General features: G+C 37.8%; 15 protein-coding genes. All 15 read right to left on the bottom strand.

What is annotated here, in order from left to right; all coding sequences use genetic code 11:
• A partial coding sequence (locus C5L23_RS02185; RefSeq protein WP_133264226.1) for an ABC transporter substrate-binding protein/permease occupies positions 1-1,413 on the bottom strand: 1,413 nt, incomplete at its 3' end.
• A 127-nt stretch (positions 1,414-1,540) separates the two neighbouring features.
• The gene (gene smpB / locus C5L23_RS02180; protein ID WP_010008679.1) at positions 1,541-2,002 is read right to left on the bottom strand and encodes an SsrA-binding protein SmpB; all 462 of its coding nucleotides are present in this window, start codon (positions 2,000-2,002) and stop codon (positions 1,541-1,543) included.
• 36 nt (positions 2,003-2,038) lie between these two features.
• Positions 2,039-4,372 (bottom strand): ribonuclease R, encoded by a 2,334-nt coding sequence (rnr, locus tag C5L23_RS02175; protein WP_010008680.1) that lies wholly within the window; start codon positions 4,370-4,372, stop codon positions 2,039-2,041.
• 114 nt (positions 4,373-4,486) lie between these two features.
• Positions 4,487-4,723, bottom strand: a complete 237-nt coding sequence (gene secG / locus C5L23_RS02170; protein ID WP_010008682.1) for a preprotein translocase subunit SecG — start codon at positions 4,721-4,723, stop codon at positions 4,487-4,489.
• 70 nt (positions 4,724-4,793) lie between these two features.
• A complete protein-coding gene (locus C5L23_RS02165) occupies positions 4,794-5,567 on the bottom strand; it encodes a TrmH family RNA methyltransferase (RefSeq protein WP_010008684.1) in 774 nt (257 codons plus the stop codon).
• Positions 5,568-5,634: 67 nt separating this feature from the next.
• Positions 5,635-6,576: a membrane protein insertase YidC gene (gene yidC / locus C5L23_RS02160; protein WP_010008687.1), complete on the bottom strand. Its 942-nt coding sequence runs from the start codon at positions 6,574-6,576 to the stop codon at positions 5,635-5,637.
• 60 nt (positions 6,577-6,636) lie between these two features.
• Positions 6,637-6,912 carry an acylphosphatase gene (locus tag C5L23_RS02155; RefSeq protein WP_010008688.1) on the bottom strand — a complete coding sequence of 92 codons (276 nt, stop codon included), beginning with the start codon at positions 6,910-6,912 and terminating at the stop codon, positions 6,637-6,639.
• A complete protein-coding gene (locus tag C5L23_RS02150; RefSeq protein WP_029508731.1) occupies positions 6,912-7,994 on the bottom strand; it encodes a sensor histidine kinase in 1,083 nt (360 codons plus the stop codon). The genes C5L23_RS02155 and C5L23_RS02150 overlap by 1 nt, the downstream gene beginning before the upstream one ends.
• Before the next feature lie 22 nt (positions 7,995-8,016).
• The gene (locus tag C5L23_RS02145; protein WP_133264217.1) at positions 8,017-8,706 is read right to left on the bottom strand and encodes a response regulator transcription factor; all 690 of its coding nucleotides are present in this window, start codon (positions 8,704-8,706) and stop codon (positions 8,017-8,019) included.
• 98 nt (positions 8,707-8,804) lie between these two features.
• Entirely contained in the window at positions 8,805-9,353 is a 549-nt protein-coding gene (locus tag C5L23_RS02140; protein ID WP_029508732.1) for a YceD family protein, read from the bottom strand.
• Positions 9,354-9,389: 36 nt separating this feature from the next.
• Positions 9,390-10,592 (bottom strand): nucleotidyltransferase, encoded by a 1,203-nt coding sequence (locus tag C5L23_RS02135; RefSeq protein ID WP_133264216.1) that lies wholly within the window; start codon positions 10,590-10,592, stop codon positions 9,390-9,392.
• Between the two features lie 18 nt (positions 10,593-10,610).
• Positions 10,611-11,351, bottom strand: a complete 741-nt coding sequence (locus C5L23_RS02130; RefSeq protein WP_133264215.1) for a class I SAM-dependent DNA methyltransferase — start codon at positions 11,349-11,351, stop codon at positions 10,611-10,613.
• A gap of 69 nt (positions 11,352-11,420) precedes the next feature.
• The gene (gene rsfS / locus C5L23_RS02125) at positions 11,421-11,786 is read right to left on the bottom strand and encodes a ribosome silencing factor (protein ID WP_010008696.1); all 366 of its coding nucleotides are present in this window, start codon (positions 11,784-11,786) and stop codon (positions 11,421-11,423) included.
• A 35-nt stretch (positions 11,787-11,821) separates the two neighbouring features.
• Positions 11,822-12,400 carry a bis(5'-nucleosyl)-tetraphosphatase (symmetrical) YqeK gene (gene yqeK / locus C5L23_RS02120; protein ID WP_010008697.1) on the bottom strand — a complete coding sequence of 193 codons (579 nt, stop codon included), beginning with the start codon at positions 12,398-12,400 and terminating at the stop codon, positions 11,822-11,824.
• Positions 12,393-13,025 carry a nicotinate-nucleotide adenylyltransferase gene (locus tag C5L23_RS02115; RefSeq protein WP_133264214.1) on the bottom strand — a complete coding sequence of 211 codons (633 nt, stop codon included), beginning with the start codon at positions 13,023-13,025 and terminating at the stop codon, positions 12,393-12,395. Before C5L23_RS02115 ends, yqeK begins: the two co-directional genes overlap by 8 nt.
• Between the last annotated feature and the right edge of the window lie 9 nt (positions 13,026-13,034).

Raw genomic sequence — 13,034 nt, 5'->3', positions numbered from 1 at the left:
CCATGTTAACAATGTAATGACAATCAAGTACATCACCGCAATGATTGCCCACACTCTGAAGCCTTGTGAATTACGTGCCACAATTAAGGTTCCGGTCTGCGTCAATTCTAACAACCCGATCGCTGATAAAATAGACGTGTCCTTTAACGTAATAATGAATTGGTTAATAAAGCTCGGTACCATAATCCGCAACCCTTGCGGAACAATGACCTTCCGCATCGCTTTACCATATGGCAAACCTAATGATCGTGCTGCTTCCATTTGACCCTTTTCAACTGCCTCAAAACCACCGCGAACAAACGCTGCTGTATAAGCACCCTCATTCAATACCAAAGTGATAATTCCTGCTAAGAAGGCTGGTACCTTGGTACCAATAACTGTTGGTAAACCAATATAGATGAAGAATGCCAACACCATCAAAGGTAACCCACGGAAAATATAAATCACCGTTGTGGATACGCCGCGCAACCACTTTGTTTCACTGATACCTAGAATACCTAAGAAAATACCCCAGATAGAAGCCAAAATAATAGCGAGTACTGTTAACTTAATCGTTTCAATCAAGCCATCAATGAAGGCCTTTCGATTAGTCTTTAACAAACCAAGTACTGAATTATTGTCACTTGTCTTACCAGTGAAGTGTTCTTGACTTTTACCAAGATAAGACTTCACAATTTTGTCATATGTGCCATCTTTTTGAATTGACTTGAGCCCCTGGTTGAAAGCAGTTAACAAGGCTTTGTTTTCACCCTTTTTTACAGCAAAACCAGACCAGCCGGCATCAAATAATTTATCAGCATTCATTATTTTAAGCTTCAATCCATTTTTGATCGCATATTGAATTACTGGTGCATCTTCAAATGTCGCAACCGAGTTACCAGAAACAACATCGTTATACATAATATTTGAATCATTGAAATATTTAACTTTAAAGCCATACTGAGACTGAATCTTCTTAGCATAATCAGCACCTGCAGTACCTGTCTTTAATGCAACCGTTTGTCCTTTCAATTCGCTAAGAGATTTAATATTGCTACCTTTTTTAGTGGCCCAAACAACGCCAGTTTTATAATAAGGCGTACTGAAATCAAAAACTTCTTTTCGCTCATCAGTAATTGACATACCGGCAATGACACCGTCGGCTTGGCTACCAGCAACTAATTGAGTAGCAGAATTGAAACTCATTGCTTTTAACGTGTAAGTAAACCCTTCACGCTTAGCAATTTCTTTTAGAATATCAAGATCAATCCCCACATATTGATTATTTTGATCTTGAAAATCAAACGGTGGAAAACTTGCATCAGTTGTAATAACATAATGCGGTTGTTTATCTGCATTAACCTGTTCACTTTGTGTCACTATCGTGATTGTTGCAATAAATATTGCAATACATATTAACCATATTTTTTTCATCATGATTTTATTTTAGCAAAAAAAGAATGTAAGTTTTCATACCATGTCATGTTTTATTATTTAAAATATAAAAATATTATATTTTTTATCAGTCACAAATAAAAGAGAATATACTCATCGTATATTCTTAATGTTTTAACCGACGCCCCAACTCTCGTTCTTGGTCACGGCGCTTGATATCTTCACGTTTATCGTACTTTTTCTTACCTTGTCCGATACCAATTAATACCTTAGCAAAGCCGTGTTTCATATACACTTTCAGTGGCACGATTGTAATTCCGCTTTCCTGAACTGCTTTTTCTAGCGCAACAATTTCTCGTTTGTGTAACAATAATTGTCTCGTTCTTAGCGGATCAACATTGAACTGATTACCTTGTGCATAAGTCGATATGTGAACATTGGTTAATAATGCTGTTTTATTATGAACTGTCACAAAACCATCGCTAATTGTTATTTGTCCAGCACGGACTGACTTAATCTCCGTACCTGTTAATGCAATGCCTGCTTCATATGTATCGATAATGTTATAGTTGAAACGTGCTTTACGATTTTGTGCAATAACATTATCATTTACATTCTTTTTTGCCAATTAACTCCTCCCAAAATATTACATCAAATATTATTGTCAAAAATTACGCTTATTGTCTCGTTTTTGTCCTTTCTTCTGATCCAGCTGGCCATGCTTTAATTTAGGACCTTCAGACTGACCACGGCGTTCTTTTTTCCGACGTTCCTGACGATTACGGCCACCTGCTTTTCCGTATGAACCACCTGACTTTGACGCAACACGTAGTTCAGTAGTTGGTGCACTCTCAGGATTAACTAAGATAAAATCTACCGTTTTCTCTTCTTTATTGACGCGTAATACTTTAATCCGTACTTTCTGGCCTATTTGGAAAATACGATGAGATGAACGGCCAATTAATGCCGCATGTTTTTCATCATATTCATAATAATCGTCCGTTAAGTTAGAAATATGCACCAAACCTTCAACCGTATTATCCAAGCTGATAAATAGTCCAAACTTCAAAGCGGAATTAACAACACCGTCAAATTCCAGACCAACCTTATCCATCATATACTCAGCCTTCTTCAAAGCATCAACATCGCGCTCTGTATCAATAGCGCGTCGTTCACGTTGACTCGTATCTTGGCCAATTTTCCCTAAATGACTGGCATACCGCTCTTGTGCAGCCACACCTGTACCATGTTGCGCATACCACTTAATCAAACGATGGACCGTTAGATCAGGATAACGTCGAATAGGCGATGTAAAGTGTGTATAGTATGATGCGCCTAAGCCAAAATGTCCCAATGGTTCTGGTGAATATTTGGCTTGTTTCATCGCACGTAACATCATCGTCGCAATCATTTGTGCTTCTGGCTTACCCTCAACATCTGTCATGAGTTGCTGAAGCATAGCAGGCGTTACTTTACTTGGATCACCATATACAGGGTGTCCGAGTGCCTTTGCGAACTCAAAAAAGCTCTTAGCACGTTCTGCATCAGGGACTTCGTGGATACGATATAAGAAAGGTACTTTCAACTGATCAAAATGCTCAGCTACGGTTTCATTAGCCGCTAACATAAAGCTTTCAATCATTCTTTCAGCCGTACCACGTTCTCTTAATTGAATATCGACGGCTTTACCTTCATCATCAACAATAATTTGTGCTTCTGGTGCATCAAAATCAATGGCGCCACGACTTTTTCTCATATTTAACAAAATATCATGTAACTCACCCATTGTTTTAAACATTGGCACTAGGTTCGCATACTCATCCTGTACGAAAACATCACCTTCGAGTATCTTATTAACAGCATCATATGTCATACGAGCATGAGATTTAATGACACTCGTGTGCAAACGATGGTTAACGATATTACCTCTTGGATCAATCTCCATTTCAGCAGACATCGCCAAGCGAATGACATTGGGATTCAATGATGCAATACCATTAGAAATATTACGCGGTAACATTGGAATAACGCGATCAGTTAGATAAACTGAAGTACCACGATTATAGGCCTCAACGTCGATATCAGCCCCCTCTTTAACATAGTGACTAACATCAGCAATGTGCACGCCCAAATGATAATTACCATTATCCATTTTCCAAGCAACTACGGCATCATCAATATCCTTAGTATCTGCACCATCAATTGTAACCAAGGTCTGATCTGTTATATCTTCTCGGCCTTCCCACTCTTCATCCAAAACATCTGTAGGAATCTTTGCTGCTGCATCTAACACAGCTTGTGGAAATTCATGTGGTACCTTTTTAGCATAAACAATTTGTAAAATATCCATGCCAGGTTCATCTTTATAGCCAATTGTTTCAACTGCAGATGCAATCATTTGACGTGGCTTTTCCGCATTAGGAAACTGATTTACTTCAGCCACGATGACTTGTCCATCATTAGGGCGCAAACCATTACCATCAATCAAAACTTGATAGTTCATAGCTTTTTTGTCACTAATTGCTAACTCACCAATATAATTTTTAGCTTCTGAACCTAAAGTAAAGGTTCCGACAATACGTTCAAAACCATGGGTAATGATTTCTTCTACTTTGCCTTCAGGACCACGATCTGCAGAGGCAGATGGTTTAATGATTGATACCTTCACGCGATCGCCTTGCATTGCCTGTTTTGTATTGTCAGGAGACACAAATATATCTGGCAAAGTTTCATCATATTTAACAAAGCCAAAGCCCTTATCATTAGATCTGAAATCACCCAAAATATAACCAGCATCTTCATTATGCTGAAAAGCGCCATTATCATCCACAATAATATCGCCTTGACGTTCTAGCGCATTTAAAGCATTAACAACCTGCTTATATCCTTGTTCATCTGTCATGCGCAATCCATCGGAGAGATTTTGCGCTGTAAATTTTTGCATTGCATTGGCCTTTAAGAAGCCAGCCAATTGAGACTTTAATTGTTCTAATTCCATAAATTATTTTCCTAACATGTGATAACGCGTACGTTATACATTCTTTATTATAAACTAATAAAAAGCTGGGACATCTACGTAGCGAAATACGTAAAATGACCCAGCCTCGTTACACTAATGTGCTGATAAATACATCAACACGAATCCAATGATAAACCAAATTGTGCCCAAAACTGCCGTCGTTCGTCGCATAACAGCTTCAAACCCACGTGACTTACGCTCTGCAAACAAATCACCAGCACCACCAGAAAGTGCTGATAATGCATCTTGCTGTTTACTTGGTTGCATCATGACTGTAATAATTAACATGACACCAACAACGATTAAGGCAATGGTAAGTATATTTTCCACAGCACGCGTCCCCTAACTCAATTACTATCTAGTAGTATATCAAAAAAACAAAGATTTAGCTAATACTGTACTAATTACCTAAAGCTAATGTAAACATCAAAATGCCACCTGCAATAGCAACATTCAAGCTTTCAGCACGCCCTTGAATTGGAATATACAAATTAGCTGTTGTTTTATCAGCTAATGCTGCACTCATGCCATTACCTTCATTACCAACAATTAAGCCAAACTGTGTTGCTGGCTGCACATCGTGATATGATTTGGCTTCTTCATTAAGTAGTGAGCCATACACTGGTAGATCATTGCTAATTAATGCATCTGTCCACTCATCCAAATCGCCATTCAAGACTTCCAAATGGAACTGAGAACCCTGCATAGCACGAACGACCTTAGGTGAATAAGCATCAGCTGTACCTGCACCTAATACGACACCTTTAAAGCCAGCAGCGTCTGCTGTTCTGACTAATGTTCCAACATTTCCTGGATCTTGAATGTTATCCAATAATAGCCAAGCACCGTCATGCACATATTTAGGATCGAAAGTCTTCTCTGGCAAACTAATTTCGGCAAATATTCCTTGTGGCGAGTTCGTTCCAGCAATATGCTTTGCAACTTCTTCACTAATTTCAAATGCTGGAACGCCATGAGGAACGTCTGGCAAATGTTCGGCCATTTGTGTTTCTGTTGCCATCACCGCATGAAACTTTGCCTTTACTTTGATAGCCTCTTCAACTAGATGCCAGCCATCTAATAAATAAGTACGGTTCTCTTGACGGCCTTTTTTAGTTGCCAATTTTGCCCATGCTTTTACGCGTGGATTTTGATTAGATAAAATTCTATCCATAATTTACTTCTTTCTACTCTTGTCGAGCACGTTAAAAATAAAATAACAACAGCCCATCTATGGATGCTTAATTGTCTTTATTTTGATTGCGATTTTGTTTACCAGAATTACGACCATGCTTATTATTAGTTGGCGTAGTATGATCATCTTGCTCTTCATTAACATCCGAATTTGGCTGTGTAACTGGTACTTTTTTCGCTGCACTTTGTAACAAGTCTTCAGCAGTTTTTTCCACTTTGAATTCCTTGCTAACTTTTTCTTCCATTGCTGGGCGTTGCAAATGATTAATAGCAGACTGGAACAATAAGAAGATACCGCCAACGATAAAGTACAAACCGATTGCACCGGAAGCATACATTGAGAAAGCAAAGATCATAATTGGACTAATATACATCATTGCACTTGATGCTTTGCGCTGCTCCTCTGGCAAGTGCTTAGCCATCAACCAAGCTTGTGCCAAATAAATCAAACCAGCAATTACTGAAAAAACAATCTGTGATTGATTTAAATTGAATCCAAAGAATGTCGCATCTCGTAACGAAGGTGAATGTAAGATAGCAGAATATAATCCAGAAAATACCGGTACTTGCATGGCCATTGTTAGAAATGAAATACCACCAGTCAAACTAACATTATTTTCACGATACAGTGACATCATCGCCATACTAGCTTGCTGTTGCTCTTGTTGCGTACCTGCTTTACGCGTAATAGCCTGTAATTTGTCAATTTCGGGCTTTAGCTGTTGCATTTTAATTTGGTTAATTGTAGATGCCTTTTGTTGGTTAAGAAAGAAAGGTAACAATATTAAACGTAGCACAGCAGTAATAATAATAATTGCCCAACCAATACCGTTTGTACCACCAACAAAGTTCGCGATACTAGTCATAATGTCTGCTAGTGGGTGCCCAATCCAACGATACATCCGGCTATGCTGATCGTATCCGCCAGTGATTAAAATAATATCAAAAATAACAAAAATAATTGTTAAAACTCTTTTGAGTTGTTTCATGTGTCCATGTCTCCTAGATTATGACGCACGTCATCGTACAAGTAGCCATTATATCAAATACTATGGCTTAATAGCAAAATCATTTGCTGTAAAGGGTTTAATTTCAGTTATTTTGATATGGTCAACATGGCTATATTCACCGGGTCCCGCTTCAACAGCACTCAAAAAAGGTTTAATTTGCTCTTCAAGCCCTTGTACACAAATTTCAACAGACCCATCACGTTTATTTCTAACCCAACCAACTAAATGGTGCTGCTGTGCTATATGTTGTGTATACCAACGAAAACCAACACCCTGCACTATACCACTAACATTTATCATTAAATATTTTGTCATCATTCACTCACTAGGGGCAAGCGTATTGTAAAAATTGACCCTGAACCTTCGGCGCTTTCTAAATTAATATCTCCACCATAAGCTTTCACTAGTCTTTCAGCAATGCTTAATCCTAATCCACTGCCGCCTTTTCGTCTTGAACGCGCCTTATCAGCCCGATAGAAACGATCAAAAACATGTTGCGCATCTTCTTGCGACAATCCCTCGCCAAAATCTTGAATACCAATTTCTACTTGATGTCTTGTTCGTGATACCGCAAAATGAATCTCTTTTCTATCCAAAGAATACTTAACGGCATTATCTGCCAAAATGATAAGAATTTGTTCTAAATGATCTTGACGAATGCGCGCATGCGCAGGTTCTAGAAGATCATCATCCATCGTAAAATTAAAATCTGGATGAATCATTTTAAAGTTTTCGAATACACGATGAACCGTCCCATCTACTTCGGTCATATCCTTAATATTTTCAACGGGAATCTGCTCAGCCCGTGTTAAATTAAGCATTTCATTAATGAGGGTTTCCATGCGTTGTACTTCAGCCAAGGATGAACTAATTGAATCAGCTAATACTTCAGGATCATCCTTTCCCCAGCGGTTAAGTAACTCCATATGTCCCTTCACGATGGTTACAGGTGTTCTCAATTCATGTGACACATCTGACACAAATTGTTGCTGGGCACTAATCAGTCCCTGTAAGCGATCCATCATACGGTTTAAAACTTTAACAACATCTGTTAATTCATCGTTAATTTTACCCTCGCTAGCACGTTGACTTGTCATCGGATCTTCTTGGAACGCTTCAATTGTTTTTTCAATTGACCGCACGGGTTTAATAATACGCATGACTAGAAAATAAGAAAACGCTGTAATTCCTAGTCCACCAATGAATACAAACGCAATAAGCCAATAATAAATCGTATGTGCCAATGGCCCAAAGTAATTACGTAATAGTTCGGTAACCGCTAATGCAAATAAAATAAAGATGACAAAAAAGCCTAACGTCATTCCAATAGCTAATTGCCAGCGTAACGAGAAACGACGGGGGGCTTTTTCTGTTGTCTGATCTTTTGTTTCTTCCATTTTACTTAACAATACACATGCCTTAGCTTCTCATGACATATCCAGTACCACGTACTGTTTGAATGTAAGAAGCCTTACTCTCAGGATCATCAATTTTATTACGTAAGTAACGAATATAAACATCTACAACATTGGTTTCAACTTCAGAGTCAAATCCCCAAACTTCTTTAAGTAATTGCTCACGTGATTGTACAATGTTAATGTTCTCAACTAATGTGAGCAGCAAGTCGTATTCGCGCTTTGTTAAATTAATAATCTGATCATCACGACGCGCTATCCGATTCTCTTTTTCAATACGTAGATCCTTAAACTGAATAATAGAACGGTGTTGATCACTTGATTTATTTTCAATTGCAATACGTCGCAATAATGAACGCACGCGAGCTAATAGCTCTTCAATTGCAAATGGTTTTACAAGATAATCATCAGCGCCATAATCCAATCCAGAAACACGATCAATAACTGAATCACGAGCTGTCATCATGATAATCGGTGTTTTTTTACTTTCGCGCAAACGGCGCGCTACTTCCAACCCATTTAACTCAGGCAACATCAAATCTAAAAGAATGACATCATAGTCATTCTCTAAAGCTGAATCTAATCCAGTACGACCGTCCATAACAGTTTCAACGTCGTATCCTTCATGTTTTAATTCGAGGCCAATAAACTTTGCTAAGTTTTCCTCATCTTCAACAATTAATACTTTACTCATATTCGTCCTCAATATTTTTAAAATGGGGACTCTCTCCCCTTATAAATACTAATCTTAACTAAGCTTAAAGGATTTTTTCATTCTATGCAAGTATTTTCTCATTCTTTGAAAAAATCATCTAACTTTGCTAGCCGAGGATCTAATTTTTCAGAATCCTTTTCGGCTGATGATTCTTTTTCAAAATCATCTTCGCTAACAACAACCCAATCTTTTCCAGCAGGTAAATCATCACTTTGTTTCTCTTCATCAGTCAGAATTTGTAGTGGCAAACTTGCCATAATATTATCTAAAACTGATTGGTCGACATCCAGCATATCATTTTCTAACAAAAAGGCAGCTTCTGTCTCTTCAAAGTGCTCTAATCTTTCTTCCTTTTCAACATACCTTTCGTTGATCATTAAGTCGAGTGGTAGTTGAACTGGTAATAGCGAACGCGAAGAAGGTACTGTGATTTTCCCCTTCACTGTTGCATTAAACAGTACGTCATTTTCTGGAGAATAGCTCACTTCTCCAGTAACAGTTAATTGACTCAAGGCCAATACAGTTTTTGGGAATCGCTCTTTAGCAACATCTTCCAATGAAATATCTTCTTTAAAAGATAATGGCTCATCATGATATTTTTGAATTTGTCTTTTTGCAAATTTCATATTTAAACAATTCATTAACAGTGATAACACCGTTAATTACTTCTCCTTCTCTACTAAAATTGGTACTCGACTCACATCTTGTTGTGGCACGTTATCACCTGTAGCCAACATCTGCCACAGTTTACCGGCCTTATAATCTAACCTTAAATTACTCTTAGCCAAACTCATATCGACTTTGCTAATTAAGGGTAAATCCAAATGTTTCTTTGTTACATTGAGATACTGTTGTCCGAGAGGCGTAAAACCTAATACCCTCAAATAAGCATCTTGCATGGCTGCTTGCATTTGATCAACCTTGATATTAGCTAACGTATAAAGCAGTGTTCTTTGTATACGAGCAAAAGTATAACGCTTTGATTTAACTGCTTTAATATAACTTTGATAACTTTGTGGACCTGGTTCACCTAAAGCCATCGCTGATAGACGATGCTCTAAGCCTTCCGCCATTTGATAAATCTGGCCTAACTGTCCCACGGTGTCTGTCACTAAACGATATTTTAACAATTGCCAAAATGGTTGTTCAAAATTAATTGTATTTGCACTACTTGATAATAATGCCTTTGTCTCATTGGGGACAACATCAGCTAGCTTTTCTAACTTGCCCTTGTGCAATGCCAGACGAATCGAAGATGCTGATGCAATTTTTTGGTCTTCAGTAAACGTTTTATCATGATACCCAGCACTCATTCGTTGTATAGGGCGTAAATTAATTTGACTTTCTAGCCCTAGTTTTGATACTGCTCTCGCATAACCAAAGGCCAAGATATCGTTAGGATCTTCTAGCTTAAAGCCTGTACTCATTTCCAATTCGTGCGCATAAGCACTCGCAAAAGTTTGCTTTTTGTCTTTAAAATTACCTGCATCACTTTTTTTAGATAATTGGACATCTGGTGCATTTTTCGCTAATGTCAAAAAATCAACATCAGCATGTTCACTACCAAAGACAATATCCTCAACACCCATTGCAGCAAGTAGTTTCACTGCGCCTTCGGTAAAGATATGACTTGGTTGCACGGCAAAAAAAGTGGGTAACTCTATGACAATATCAACACCGTTTTGTAAAGCAACTTGTGCACGCGTCCATTTATCAAAAATTGCTGGTTCCCCTCGTTGCACAAAATTACCTGACATTACAGCAATAACAACATCTGCACCTGTTAATTTTTTAGCTTGTTCAATGTGATATAGATGACCATTATGAAATGGATTATATTCAGTGACAATACCGACTGCTTTCATATCGTTACCCTTCTTCATTTATTTTTTCATTTTAAAGAACCAGCGATCAGTTTCTAAATCAATGGGTTGTTGTCCAAAAGCAGATGTCACTTCAATATCTTTAAAACCAACAGTGGTTAAAAGTTGCATATAAGTATCCAGTTCGTAAGTCTGTTCATGATGCACCTCTCTTAATAACTTAAACCCATCGATTTTTTCATTATAGACGAAGAACTTTAAATCATGATCAACACTATTAGCTATTTCTCCAGGATAACTGGTCCACATAAAGATATTTTCTGGATCGTCATCATTATTATAAAAGTAATTATCATACAATACGTTAACTTGATATGGCGTAATAACGTCAAACATGAACGTACCACCCACAACAAGATGTTCAAAAACCTGTTGTAACGTCTTTACCATATCATCTTGTGTTGGTAGATAATTCAAAGCATCAACAGAGCTAATAATGAGTTCATATTGCGTCTTCCAATCTGACCATTCTCGCATATCTGCTTGCAATAGCTGTATAGACTGATTAGCTTGAGCACTATTTTTTTGAGCCAACATTAGCATTTCAGGAGACAAATCTAAAACATCCATTTTGTAACCCAATTTTGCTAATTCAATGGCTAATCTGCCTGAGCCACCCCCTAAGTCTAGGGTTGAGCCAATTTGAGTATTTTGACTCACGTAATCTGCCCACTGCTTATACAAAGTCTGATCAAACAGCTCATCATACTTCTCTGCAAAGGTATTATAATTATCGCTCATTTATTCATCCCTTTGTCACTACATGAAAAGTGACTGAAAATAAAATTTCAGTCACCATCTACTTAATCTTTACTCTGCAATCATCCACTGTTGTAAATCTACATAAGGTGCATCGCCCCACAAACGCTCTAGATTGTAAAAATCTCGATCTTCTGTAGCAAAAATATGGACAATAACATCTCCCAAATCGAGTAATACCCATTCACTAGCCTTGACACCTTCAATACGATTAATTGTGCCACCAGCTTCGGCAACCTTATCTTTAATTTCATTAACGATGGCTTGAACTTGTCTTGGCGAGGCTGCATCAGCAATAACAAAATAATCCGCCATTAGGCTGACCTTCTGCATATCTAAAGCAACAATATTATTCGCTTTTTTACTATCCGCAGCTTTAACCGCTGTTTCAAGCAATTGTTGTGCATCTAATGTCATTAGAATTTCTCCTTTAATATCTAAAAAATAAAAACTCACGCATGTTTTACCCAATAATTATACGTCGTTAATGATAAGGGATGAATTGGCAAGGACTGGCTGGCCAGATAAGCAAGCGTATGTGTAATTTGATATTTCACACCACTTTGTAAATTATTATCAGTTAACGCTCTTGCTTCTTCAACGCCTGGAAAATGGCGTCCCATTTCAAGATAATCCGCCATAAATAATATTTGTGATAATAACGACATATTATCCGACCCTGTGGTATGTTGACGAACGGCATCTAAAATTTCCGAATCAGTAATACCCAATTCATCATGAATCATCTCCGCACCCACAACGCCATGCCAAATAGCATTATTCCAATTTTTCAAATCCGGATCTAGATGTTTTGCATCAATGACATTCAAAAAATCAGAATCAGATCGGTCTTTGGCATAATCATGGACAAGGGCTGCAACTTCTGCTTGATCCGAATTAACGTTATATTTTTTAGACAAGACAATTGCATAGTCTCTTACTCTCAAAATATGTTCAAAACGCTTTTGTGAAACAGCTTTAGCAACGATACTTTCTAGTTGCGCTACTGTCCCACTATAATACTTACTCATACAATCCTCGATATAAATGATATTCTTCAATAAAGGCCACTTCGCGATCTGGCACTAAATAATTAATACTTTGATTCAAGCGAATCCGCGTTCGAATATCTGATGCACTGATATGAACATCAGGCACATCAAACCACAAAGCAGGATATGCGGATTCCCTTTTTTGTCCTGCTCTTAAGCCCGCCACAAAAGTAACTAATTGACTCAGTTCCTCAATATGATCCCATTGTGGTAAGAACTTCATTTTTTCTGCACCCATAATAAAGTAATACTCATTTTCTGGATGCTGTTTAACAAGTTCTTGCATTGTGAAGAAAGTATGTGATTCACCACCATTACGTATCTCAGTCAGGTCAATATCAAACAAAGGATTATCCATAATGGCTAATCGTACCATTTGTGCACGATATGAGGGCTCAATAGCACTCGTATGCGTTGCATCAACGGGTATAGCATTAGGCATCCAATATACTTTTTCTAAACCAAGTTGTTTGCCAACACTTTCGGCTAAAATAAGTTGACCAATATGCGGCGGATTGAATGTACCACCGAAAATGCCCACTCGTTTTTTTAACTTTTGTGATGTTGATTGGACCTGTGTCTGTGTACTAATAGTTGCAATCATATACTCCTC

It is taken from the genome of Leuconostoc fallax (genome assembly GCF_004354645.1).
In the GTDB taxonomy this organism is placed as follows: Bacteria; Bacillota; Bacilli; order Lactobacillales; family Lactobacillaceae; genus Leuconostoc_B; species Leuconostoc_B fallax.
Note: the sequence above shows the minus strand (reverse complement) of the source record. Positions and strands in the feature narration are given on the sequence as shown.

Excerpts from the sequence above, each read along its gene's own strand:
- yqeK (WP_010008697.1), bottom strand. The coding sequence starts at position 12,400 with ATGAGTAAGTATTATAGTGGGACAGTAGCGCAACTAGAAAGTATCGTT.
- rsfS (WP_010008696.1), bottom strand. The coding sequence starts at position 11,786 with ATGACATTAGATGCACAACAATTGCTTGAAACAGCGGTTAAAGCTGCG.
- C5L23_RS02165 (WP_010008684.1), bottom strand. The coding sequence starts at position 5,567 with ATGGATAGAATTTTATCTAATCAAAATCCACGCGTAAAAGCATGGGCA.
- C5L23_RS02135 (WP_133264216.1), bottom strand. The coding sequence starts at position 10,592 with ATGAAAGCAGTCGGTATTGTCACTGAATATAATCCATTTCATAATGGT.
- C5L23_RS02115 (WP_133264214.1), bottom strand. The coding sequence starts at position 13,025 with ATGATTGCAACTATTAGTACACAGACACAGGTCCAATCAACATCACAA.
- C5L23_RS02155 (WP_010008688.1), bottom strand. The coding sequence starts at position 6,912 with ATGACAAAATATTTAATGATAAATGTTAGTGGTATAGTGCAGGGTGTT.
- C5L23_RS02150 (WP_029508731.1), bottom strand. The coding sequence starts at position 7,994 with ATGGAAGAAACAAAAGATCAGACAACAGAAAAAGCCCCCCGTCGTTTC.
- C5L23_RS02130 (WP_133264215.1), bottom strand. The coding sequence starts at position 11,351 with ATGAGCGATAATTATAATACCTTTGCAGAGAAGTATGATGAGCTGTTT.
- rnr (WP_010008680.1), bottom strand. The coding sequence starts at position 4,372 with ATGGAATTAGAACAATTAAAGTCTCAATTGGCTGGCTTCTTAAAGGCC.
- yidC (WP_010008687.1), bottom strand. The coding sequence starts at position 6,576 with ATGAAACAACTCAAAAGAGTTTTAACAATTATTTTTGTTATTTTTGAT.
- C5L23_RS02140 (WP_029508732.1), bottom strand. The coding sequence starts at position 9,353 with ATGAAATTTGCAAAAAGACAAATTCAAAAATATCATGATGAGCCATTA.
- C5L23_RS02145 (WP_133264217.1), bottom strand. The coding sequence starts at position 8,706 with ATGAGTAAAGTATTAATTGTTGAAGATGAGGAAAACTTAGCAAAGTTT.